Below are 9,723 nucleotides of genomic sequence, written 5' to 3'. Positions count from 1 at the left end.
GACCGCCCAGCCGATGGAGTAGCGGTAGGCGGCGGCGGCGATCGTCGGCACCTTGGCGATCAGGCGGATCGCGGCCAGGCGGCGCTGCTCCGGATCGTTGAGGTCGAGGGTGTCGTGGTAGAACGCCGACAGCGAGGCCACGGTACCGGCCATCATCGCCATCGGGTGCGCGTCGTGGCGGAAGCCGCCGAGGAAGTTCTTCAGCGACTCGTGCATCATCGTGTGATGCGTCACTTCGTGGTCGAACTTCTTGAATTCGTCGGCGGTGGGCAGCTCGCCGTTCATCAGCAGATAGGCCACTTCGAGGAAGTTGGACTTCTCGGCCAGCTGCTCGATCGGGTAGCCGCGGTACAGCAGCACGCCGTTGTCGCCGTCGATGTAGGTGATCGCCGACTTGCAGCTGGCGGTCGCGGTGAAGCCCGAGTCGTAGGTGAAGAGACCGGTCTCCTTGGTCAACTTGGAAATGTCGACGCAATCGTTGCCCAGGGTGGGCTTGAGTACCGGAAGAACGACCGACTTGTCGCCGGCGTTCAACGTGACCTGATCAAGATCGGACACAGTGTGCGCTCCTCGATGGAAGGCGCCTGTCCGATTACGTTGCGAACAGACGCGTGAAGGAAGTCCACGGCAATCGCCACGGATCGCGCCATTATCGCACAGCAGCATTTGCGTCGTCGCTCACCACCCACGTTGCACGATGGCGGCAGGAAAGCGACACAGCGTTGCATCCTCGCCGCACTTTCACGGAAGGATGACACCGGCGCGTCAACGCCAGGAAGACAGGATGTGGCGGATAGCAAAACGGCCGCGCAGGCGGCCGTCGCTTTACATCCGTTCGACGGTTCCGATCAGCGCGCGTAGCGCTTCTGGAACTTGTCGATGCGGCCGCTGGTGTCGATGACCTTGTGCTTGCCCGTGTAGAACGGGTGCGAAGCCGAGGAGATTTCGACCTTGATCAGCGGATACTCTTCGCCGTCCTCCCACTTGACCGTCTCTTTCGAGGACATGGTCGAACGGGTCAGGATCTTGAAATCGGAGGTGACATCGTGGAACACGACGTCGCGGTACTGGGGATGGATGTCGGCCTTCATGGGCTCGCACCGTAGGTGGCTGCTGGACAAGAGGGAAACTATAACAGCCCTGCCGCCCTGCACGCAACGTTTACGTGAAGGCAAGTGAGGTGACGGCTCGCGGCTGTTCTACCACTGGGGTCCCGCCCGGAACCGGGCGGGACCGCCAGGCTCAGCCGGCGCCGACCGCCGCGCGGGCCAGGCCCAGGAAACGGGCGTGGTCGTAGCGGATGAGCATGGTCGCGTTGTCCGGCAGGCCCAGCTGGCGGTTCCAGTCGACCAGGGTGGCGCCGCGGGTATGCACCCCGGACAGCTCGATCTGCATCGGCCGCGCCTGCACCTCCTCGGCGCCGTCGGGCTGCAGCGCCCAGGCCATCGCCAGCGCGTCGGCGGCGTACCAGTGCTCGCCGCGGGCGTCTTCCGACCACAGCCGGGTCTTGCGCGAGATCAGCTCGTAGAAGCGCGCCTTGGGCGCATCCACCGCCAGCCACTGCTCGACCTCGCGGTGCGGCAGGCCGTGCGCCACGGTCGCTTCCCAATCCGCCACTTCGATGTGCGGGAACGCCTTGAACACGATGTGCGCCGCCTCCGGATCGAAGGCGATGTTGAACTCGGCGGCCGGGGTGATGTTGCCGTGGCAGGTGATCGCCCCGCCCATCACCAGGAAGCGGCCGACGCGCTGCGGAAGGGTCGGGTCCAGCTTCAGCGCCAGCGCGATGTTGGTCAGCGGCCCCAGCGCGACCAGCAGCAGGCGCCCGGCGTACTGGTGCGACAGGCGCAGGATCGCCAGCGCGGCATGCTCGGCCTCGGCGCCGCGCGCGGCCGGCGGCAGGTCGACGTCGCCGAAACCGTCCTGACCGTGCACGTGCCCGGCGTCCACCGACGGGTGCAGCAGCGGATCGGCGCAGCCGGCGAACACCGGCACATCCTCGCGCCCGGCCACTTCGCACAGTTTCAGCGCGTTGCGCACGGTGTGGCGCAGGCCGACGTTACCGGCGGCGATGGTCAGCCCGACCACCTCGTGGCGCGGATCGGCGAAGGCCATCAGCAGCGCCAGCGCGTCGTCCACGCCGGGGTCGGTATCGATCAACAGGGGAATCTTGTCGCTCATGCGTCGCTTCGCTCGTCCATTCGGCCGCCGAGTCTGGCACTGCCGGGCAGGCATGGGAAGGCGCGGGGATTGGGGAGTCGGGATTCGCAAAGGCGACACCGCCACGTTTCTCCCCGAAGGAGCGGCCGCTTTTACGAATCCCCGCTTTCAACAGCCGAATGGCTGGTCATCCCCAATGCCGAATCCCAGCCCCTCACGCCCCGGCGAACCGCACCGCCCCACCGACCCAGCGCGCGACGATGCGGTCGGCCAGGACCGGCGCCTCCTCCAGCAGCCGGTCGGCCAGGGCGTGCACGCGCGGCAGCAGGCCGGCGTCGCGGGCCAGGTCGGCCACGCGGAACGCGGCCAGGCCGGTCTGGCGGGTGCCGAGCAGTTCGCCGGGACCGCGCAGTTCCAGATCCTTCTCGGCGATGACGAAGCCGTCGTTGGTCTGGCGCATGGTTTCCAGGCGCTGCCGCGCCATCGCCGACAGCGGCGCCTGGTACATGAGCACGCAGCTCGACGCCGCCGCGCCGCGCCCGACCCGCCCGCGCAACTGGTGCAGCTGCGCCAGCCCCAGGCGTTCGGCGTTCTCGATGATCATCAGCGAGGCGTTGGGCACGTCCACGCCGACCTCGATGACGGTGGTGGCGACCAGCAGGTCGATCTCGCCCTGCTTGAACGCGCGCATCGCCGCCTGCTTCTCCGCCGGCTTCATGCGTCCGTGGACCAGGCCCACGCGCAGTTCCGGCAACTGCGCCGACAACGCTTCGAAGGTGGCCTGCGCGGCGCTGGCCTCGAGCCGGTTGCCGGCGCCGCCGCCCTGCGCGGATTTCTCGTTGTCCTCGGCCTCTTCGATCAGCGTGCAGACCCAGTAGGCCTGGCGGCCTTCGGCGCAGGCCACACGGATGCGCTGCACCAGCTCGGGACGGCGCTCGGCGTTGAGCACGATGGTCTGCACCGGCGTGCGTCCCGGCGGCAGTTCGTCGATGGAGGAGACGTCCAGATCGGCATAGGCGGCCATCGCCAGGGTGCGCGGGATCGGCGTGGCGGTCATCACCAGTTGATGCGGCACGCCCGCACCGGAAGCGCCCTTGTCGCGCAGCGCCAGGCGCTGGTGCACGCCGAAGCGGTGCTGCTCGTCGACGATGGCCAGGGCCAGGTCGTGGAAGCGCACCGCCTCCTGCATCAGCGCGTGCGTGCCGACCACCACCTGCGCCTCGCCCGAGGCGATCTGCGCCAGGGTCGCGCTGCGTGCCTTGCCGGTGACCTTGCCGGCCAGCCAGGCCACGCGCACGCCCAGCGGCTCCAGCCAACCGCGCAGGTTGGCCAGATGCTGTTCGGCGAGCAGTTCGGTGGGCGCGGCCAGCGCCGCCTGCTTGCGCTTGTCCACCGCCAGCATCGCCGCCAGCGCGGCGACCACGGTCTTGCCGCTGCCGACGTCGCCCTGCACCAGCCGCAGCATCGGCGCCGGCCGCTCCAGGTCGGCGCGGATCTGCGCGAACACGCGTTGCTGTGCGCCGGTCAGTTGGAACGGCAGCGACTGCTGCAGGCGCTTGGCCAGCAGCCCGCGGCCGCGCAGCGACGGTGCCGGCTGGCACTGCATGGCGATGCGCTGGCGGCGCAGGCTCAGGTGATGCGCGAGCAGTTCCTCCAGCGCCAGGCGCTGCTGCGCCGGATGCAGGCCGGCGGCGAGCGCGGCCAGGTCGGCCTGCGGCGGCGGCCGATGCGCGACCAGCAACGCACTACGCAGCGACGGCAGGCCAAGTTCGCTCAGCAGCGACGCCGGCAGCAGTTCCAGTGCCGCCTCCTCCGGCAGCCGGTCCAGTGCCTGGCCGATCAGCCGGCGCACGGTCGCCGGACCGACACCCTCCACCGCCGGGTACACCGGATCCAGGCGATCGCCCAGCGCCGTATCATCGCCCTCGCCGAGGATCTGGTAGCTGGGATGCACGAACTCCAGCCCGTGCTGGCCCGGCTTGGGCGTACCGAAGGCGCGCAAGCGCGCGCCGACCGCGAACTGCGCCGCCTGCGCAGCACGGAACTGGAAGAAGCGCAGCACCAGGGTGCCGCGCGACTCATCGGCCACGGCCACGCGCAGCATCGGCCGGTAGCGGAAGCCGCGGTCCACCGCCTGCACCCGCCCCTCGATCTGGGCGGGCACGCCCGGCTGCAGCGCCGCCACCGTGGTCAGGCGAGTGCGGTCCTCATAGCGCAGCGGCAGGTGCAGCCACAGGTCCTGCAGGGTGGACAGGCCGCGCGCGGCGAATTTCTCCGCCAGCTTGGGACCGACGCCGGGCAGCGTGGTCAGCGGCGCCTCGCCTGCCGCCGACAGCGCCGGCGCCGGAACCTGCACGCGCGGCACGGCAGGGGATCAGTCCAGCACCATCACCGCGTCCACTTCGAAGCCCGCGCCCTTGGGCAGCGCCGAGACTTCGATGGTGGAGCGCGCGGGGAACGGCGCCTGGAAGTAGTCCTGCATGACCGCATTGACCTGCGCGAACTGCGCCAGGTCGGTGAGGTACAGCCCCAGGCGCACGATGCGGTCCAGCGAGCCGCCGGCCGCCTCGGCCACCGCCTGCAGGTTGTCGAACGCGCGGCGCGCCTGCGCGGCGATGTCGCCGGCGACGATCTCGCCGGTGGCCGGATCCAGCGGGATCTGCCCGGAGAAGTACACAGTGTTGCCGGCGCGCACGGCCTGCGAATACGGGCCGATCGCGGCCGGTGCACGGTCGGTATGGATGATCTGGCGGGACATGGCGACTCCGTTGGAAGAATGTCCGCCTAGTTTAGCTGGCGTGCACGGCTGGGGATTGGGGATTGGGGAGCATGACCGTGACAGGATCGCGACCAAGCGTTTTTTCGCAGGCGTCGACTGTCATACAACCGCGTTGGCAGGCGGCGCGGACGATGCCCGATCACGTGCACTGGCACGAAACCCCAGTCCATTCCTTGTGGGAGCGGCTTCAGCCGCGACGAGTGAAGCAGAAGCCGCCTGACACCATCACGCGTCGGGACTGAAGTCCCTCCCACAAGAACTCCCGACCCATTCCGCCCAGCACCGCCTACTGGCGCCGCACGCTCTGCACCGCATTCAAGCGCCGCAGCCGGCGCATCACTTCGGCCAGGTGGTTACGGTCGCGCACCTGGATGTTGAAGCGCAGCACCGCGGCGTTGAAGTCGCGGTCCAGGTAGTCGACACGCTCGATGTTGGACTGGCTCTGCGCGATCGCCGCGGCCAGCTGCGCCAGCACGCCGGTGCGGTTCTCCACGTCCACCACCAGCGCGGTGTCGTAGTCGCCGATCACGCTGGTATCCCAGCCGATCGGCACCCAGCGCTCGGGCGACTTGCGCAGTTCGGCCAGGTTCGGACAGTCCAGGCGATGCACCACGATGCCCTTGCCGGCGGTGTGGTAGCCCATGATCTCGTCGCCGGGAATCGGCTGACAGCAATTGGCGAAGCTGACCACGCCGCGCTCGGTGCCGTTGATCAGGATCTTTTCCTGCGAGTGCTTGGAATGGCCGCCGCCGCGCAGTTCGGCATACGCCATCAGCGCCTGCGCGGCCTGGTTGGGCATCCAGTTGCCCAGGGCCACGTCGGCCAGCAGCGCCTCCAGGCGCGGGTAGCGGTGCTCGCTGAGGAACGAATCAAGGCGCCCCTTGGGCAGCCGCTCCAGCGAGCTGTCCATCGCCTCCAGCGCGCGATCGAGCATGCGATGGCCGAGCTGCACCGCGTCCTCGTGTTCGAGCTGCTTGAGCTGGTGGCGGATCGCGGTGCGCGCCTTGCTGCTGACCACGAACTCCAGCCACTGCGGCTTGGGCGTGGCCGAGCGCGCGGTGATCACTTCCACCGTCTGTCCGCTGACCAGCTTGGTGCGCAACGGCACCAGCTTCTTGTCCACGCGCGAGGCCACCGCGCGGTTGCCGACGTCGGTATGCACCGCATAGGCGAAGTCCAGCGCGGTGGAGTTGCGCGGCAGCGCCAGGATCTTGCCCTTGGGCGTGAACAGGTAGACCTCGTCCGGGAACAGGTCGACCTTGACGTTGTCCAGGAACTCCAGCGACGAGCCGGCGGCGCGCTGCGATTCGATCAGCTCGACGATCCACGCATGCGCGCGGCTCTGCGCGCTGTTGGGCGAATCGCCGCCGAACTTGTAGGTCCAGTGCGCGGCGACGCCGCGTTCGGCGATCAGGTCCATTTCCTCGGTGCGGATCTGCACCTCGATCGGCGAGCCGTAGGGCCCGAACAGCACCGTATGCAGCGACTGGTAGCCGTTGGCCTTGGGTATGGCGATGAAGTCGCGGAAGCGCGCATCCAGTGGCTTGAAGGTGGCATGCACCGCGCCGAGGGCGTGGTAGCAGTCGGGCACGCCGCGCACCACCAGGCGGAAGCCGAACACGTCCATCACCTGGTCGAAGGATTTGTTCTCGTCGCGCATCTTGTTGTAGATGCTCCACGGCGTCTTGATCCGGCTCACCAGCCGGTGCTCCAGCCCTTCCTTGGCCAGGCGCTGCGACAACTGCACTTCCACCTGCGCCATCGACTCGCGGCGCACCACCGGCTGGCTGCGGATGTGTTTTTCGATGATCGCGTGGCGCCACGGATGCAGCGCGCGGAAGCCGAGGTTCTGCAGCTCGGACTTCATCAGGCTCATGCCCAGGCGCTGGGCGATCGGCGCGTAGATCTCCAGGGTCTCTCGGGCGATGCGGCTGCGCGCCTCGGCGCTCTGCGCGCCCAGCGTACGCATGTTGTGCAGGCGATCGGCGAGCTTGATCATGATCACGCGCAGGTCGCGCGACATCGCCAGCAACATCTTGCGGAAACTTTCGGCGGCCGCTTCCTGGCGGTCGCGGAACTTGAGCTTGTCCAGCTTGGTGACGCCGTCGACCAGTTCCGCCACCGCCTCGCCGAACTCGGCGGCCAGCTCGGCGCGGGTCAGCGGCGTGTCTTCGATGGTGTCGTGCAGGATCGCCGCGATCAGCGCCTCCACGTCCAGGCCCAGTTCGGCCAGCACCCCGGCCACCGCCACCGGATGGGTGATGTAGGGCTCGCCGGACTTGCGGGTCTGCCCCGCGTGCGCGGCCGCACCGACCTCCCAGGCGCGGCGCAGCAGCGGGATCTGCTCGGGCGGCAGATAGCTGGCGCTGCGTTCGAGCTGCAGGACGTAGTCGGGGACCGCCTCGTCGGCCGACGATGGCGCGGCGTGGGCGACCTGGGCAGAAGGGCCTGGGTTCATGCGGAAAGACTATGCCAGCGGCGCGTGGACGGCAAACCCGCAAAACGAAACAGCCCGCGGATGCGGGCTGTTCGCAGGACGATCGCGACGCGGGACGCGATCAGTCGTCGTTCTTGGACATGTCCTCGTCGGCCACCACTTCGGCCGCGGCCCATTCCAGGGCTTCGCGCTCGGCGCGCTCGCGTTCGGCCTTCTCGACCTCGTCGATCAGCGCGTTGTCGATCTTGCGCGCGGCGATCTCGCGCAGCGCCAGCACGGTCGGCTTGTCGGCCGACTCGGTGTTGTCGAGGGTGGCCTGCACGCCGTTGGCGAGCTGGCGGGCGCGCTTGGACGCCATCATGACCAGTTCGAAACGGTTGTTAACGACTTCCAGGCAATCTTCTACGGTGATGCGGGCCATGCGGGCTCCCGGCGGGCCGGCGGCGGCCACGCGTTCGAATGAGGGAAAGGGCGGGGATTGTAGGGCGGCAACCGCCCGAGATCAACCCCACCCCATTCAGTTCCCTTTGGAATCAGCCAGTTGGCTGTTCCTGCAGGAGGGTATCGATCAGTGCGGCATGGCGCTGCTGCTGCTGCGGCCGGCGCAGGCGGCTGGCGACGAAGATCGCGCACATCTCGTCCACCGCGGTGTCGAAATGCTCGTTGACGATCACGTAGTCGAAGTCGGCGTAGTGCGACATCTCCTCGCGCGCGGCGGCCAGCCGCTGCGCGATCACCGCCTCGCTGTCCTGGCCGCGCTTGCGCATGCGCTGCTCCAGGGCCTCGCGCGACGGCGGCAGGATGAACACGCTGACCGCATCCGGCACCTTGGCCCGCACCTGGCGCGCGCCCTGCCAGTCGATCTCCAGCAGCACGTCGTGGCCGGCGGCCAGCTGCGGCTCCACCGACTGCCGCGCGGTACCTTTCCAGTCGCCGTGCACGCGGGCGTACTCGAAGAAGTCGCCGGCATCGATCATCCGCTGGAACTCGTCGGCGGAGACGAAATGGTAGTGCTCGGCATGGCGTTCGCCCGGCCGCGGCGCGCGCGAGGTGAACGAGATCGACAGCGCGATCTGCGGGTCGCGCGCCAGGGTGGCGTTGACGATGCTGCTCTTGCCGGCGCCGGACGGGGCCGCCACGATGTAGAGAGTGCCACGCATCGCTCGGGTCTCGGCGTCGACGGTCGGGCGGCGCACGATACCAGTCCCAGCCGCGACCGCAAGCCGGCGCGCATGTCGCGCCTGACACTGGCGCGCCGGCCGCCTCCGCAGCGGGGCGGCAAGCGCATGATGAACAAGCGATTTCCAAGGGCGACCGGTCTCGGCCGTCGCGCTGCGCGCGCCGGCGCCGACAGGCGGCACAATATCGCCGCAATTGAGAATGACTATCACCCGCACTAGACTGCCGGTCTTCCACACGGTTTCCGGGATGGATGCCATGCCCCTTTCCTCTCCCCCGCCCGGCCCTGCACCGCTGGTGGAGGCGCTGGAACGCCAGTACGAGGAGCTGCAGCGCTACGCCGCGCGCAAGTACGCGGGGGCGGCCGGCGATCTGGTGCACGATGCCTGGATCCGCCTGGCCACGCGCGGCGCCGGCACCGGGGGCGCCGAGGCTGTGCGCGACCCGGGACGCTACCTGCGCACGGTGATCGATAACGTCGCCAACGACCAGGGCCGCGTGACCGCATCGCGCAGCCGCTTCCTTGCCGCCAACGACACCAGCCACGAGGTGCCCAGTCCGGCGCCCTCGCCCTACCAGAGCGCGCTGAGCCGGCAGGAGTACGCCGTGCTGCTGCAGGCGATCCGCGACCTGCCGCCGCAGGCACGGCGCGTCTTCGTGCTGTTCCGCGGCCGCAACATGAGCACCGCGCAGATCGCAGCGCATCTGGACATCTCCCCGCGCACGGTCGAAAAACACATCGCCGTGGCCGTAACCCATTGCCGACGCCGCTTGCGCGAGGCCGGCCGCGAGATTTGACGGCACCGCCGGGGGAACCGGCGCTGTCGACCCGTCGTCCCGTACATAGCCCGGCATCCGTCTGCGCTGATGCCCGACCCATTCCTTGACGGATAGGCAACCGATGACCGCCCCTCACTCACCCGATGACAGCCTGCTCGATGACAGCGTGTTCGAACAGGCGGTGCACTGGACCTTGCGCCTGGACCCGGATGCCGATGACGCCACTTGGCGCGCCCATGCCGCGTGGCTGGCGCTGGCGCCGGCGCTGCATGCGCAGGCGATGGCCGAGGCACGCGCGCTGCTCGGCGTGCTGCACGCCCCAGCCGCGGCCATCGGCGACGAACTGGGCATCGACCTCGCCCCGCCCGTCTCTGCCGCTGCCGTCGCG

At 69.0% G+C, this 9,723-nt stretch carries 10 protein-coding genes; 2 read left to right on the top strand and 8 right to left on the bottom strand.

Going from position 1 to position 9,723, the window contains the following annotated elements; genetic code table 11:
- From D183_RS0115785 to gmk, 8 genes are all read right to left on the bottom strand, one after another.
- Positions 1-558, bottom strand: a 558-nt coding sequence (locus D183_RS0115785) for a citrate/2-methylcitrate synthase (RefSeq protein WP_039728048.1), incomplete at its 3' end; no start/stop codon positions are given.
- A gap of 290 nt (positions 559-848) precedes the next feature.
- Complete coding sequence (locus D183_RS0115780; protein WP_010341537.1) at positions 849-1,091, bottom strand: type B 50S ribosomal protein L31; 243 nt, start codon at positions 1,089-1,091, stop codon at positions 849-851.
- Positions 1,092-1,242: 151 nt separating this feature from the next.
- Positions 1,243-2,181 (bottom strand): nucleoside hydrolase, encoded by a 939-nt coding sequence (locus tag D183_RS0115775; protein ID WP_017909853.1) that lies wholly within the window; start codon positions 2,179-2,181, stop codon positions 1,243-1,245.
- A 193-nt stretch (positions 2,182-2,374) separates the two neighbouring features.
- Positions 2,375-4,525 (bottom strand): ATP-dependent DNA helicase RecG, encoded by a 2,151-nt coding sequence (gene recG / locus D183_RS0115770; RefSeq protein WP_017909852.1) that lies wholly within the window; start codon positions 4,523-4,525, stop codon positions 2,375-2,377.
- A 9-nt stretch (positions 4,526-4,534) separates the two neighbouring features.
- Positions 4,535-4,918 (bottom strand): RidA family protein, encoded by a 384-nt coding sequence (locus D183_RS0115765; protein WP_010341827.1) that lies wholly within the window; start codon positions 4,916-4,918, stop codon positions 4,535-4,537.
- A 307-nt stretch (positions 4,919-5,225) separates the two neighbouring features.
- Complete coding sequence (locus D183_RS0115760; RefSeq protein ID WP_017909851.1) at positions 5,226-7,397, bottom strand: RelA/SpoT family protein; 2,172 nt, start codon at positions 7,395-7,397, stop codon at positions 5,226-5,228.
- A gap of 100 nt (positions 7,398-7,497) precedes the next feature.
- Positions 7,498-7,797: a DNA-directed RNA polymerase subunit omega gene (gene rpoZ, locus D183_RS0115755; protein ID WP_010343101.1), complete on the bottom strand. Its 300-nt coding sequence runs from the start codon at positions 7,795-7,797 to the stop codon at positions 7,498-7,500.
- Between the two features lie 112 nt (positions 7,798-7,909).
- A complete protein-coding gene (gmk, locus tag D183_RS0115750) occupies positions 7,910-8,536 on the bottom strand; it encodes a guanylate kinase (protein WP_017909850.1) in 627 nt (208 codons plus the stop codon).
- Between the two features lie 277 nt (positions 8,537-8,813).
- On the opposite strand from gmk, the gene D183_RS0115745 reads away from it, so the two are divergent.
- Positions 8,814-9,353, top strand: coding sequence for an RNA polymerase sigma factor (locus D183_RS0115745; RefSeq protein WP_223875778.1), 540 nt, complete (start codon positions 8,814-8,816; stop codon positions 9,351-9,353).
- Between the two features lie 103 nt (positions 9,354-9,456).
- Positions 9,457-9,723 (top strand): hypothetical protein (locus D183_RS24965; RefSeq protein ID WP_039728047.1); only part of this gene is annotated, 267 nt, incomplete at its 3' end.

Source organism: Xanthomonas sp. SHU 199 (assembly GCF_000364665.1).
Lineage (GTDB): Bacteria > Pseudomonadota > Gammaproteobacteria > Xanthomonadales > Xanthomonadaceae > Xanthomonas_A > Xanthomonas_A sontii.
Note: the sequence above shows the minus strand (reverse complement) of the source record. Positions and strands in the feature narration are given on the sequence as shown.